1 protein-coding gene is annotated in these 505 nt (G+C 69.7%); it reads left to right on the forward strand.

The annotated features are described in order from the left end of the window. Positions 1–16: 16 nt before the first annotated feature. Positions 17–505: amidohydrolase family protein (locus JCM25156_RS20180; protein ID WP_242402772.1), on the forward strand; the 489-nt coding region annotated here is incomplete at its 3' end.

Consider the following 505-nt stretch of genomic DNA (forward strand, 5'->3'; position numbering starts at 1 on the left):
GCGGGTGGACGGGCATGTGCTGGCCGCGCACCTGGTGCTGGATGAAGCGGTGTACGACCCCGATGGCGACGCCACCCATGACCCTTACATCACCGTGCCGCCCTTTCGCGACGCCAGCCACCGCCATGCGCTGTGGGGGGCGCTGGTGTCGGGCAATCCGGGCATGGTCGCCAGCGGTTTTTCCCCCACCGGACAGGGTGCGGGGCTGACGGAGGGCCTTGCGGAACGCATGCGCGTGGTCTGGGGGCATGGCGTGCAGTTGGGACTGCTGACGGCGGAGGAATTCGTGTACGTCACGGCGGAAGCCGCGGCCCGCGCCTTCAACATCTACCCGCGCAAGGGGGCGATCATGCCCGGCGCGGATGCGGATCTCGTCGTGTGGGATCCCGATGCGGAGGAAACCCGACCGGCGGATGCGGGCGGCCTGTACGCGGGCGTCACGCTGGGGGGAAGGGCCTTGCATGTCGTGCGTGGCGGCGTAACGGTGTGGAAGGATGGCGCGCCA

This window comes from Komagataeibacter kakiaceti JCM 25156 (assembly GCF_000613305.1).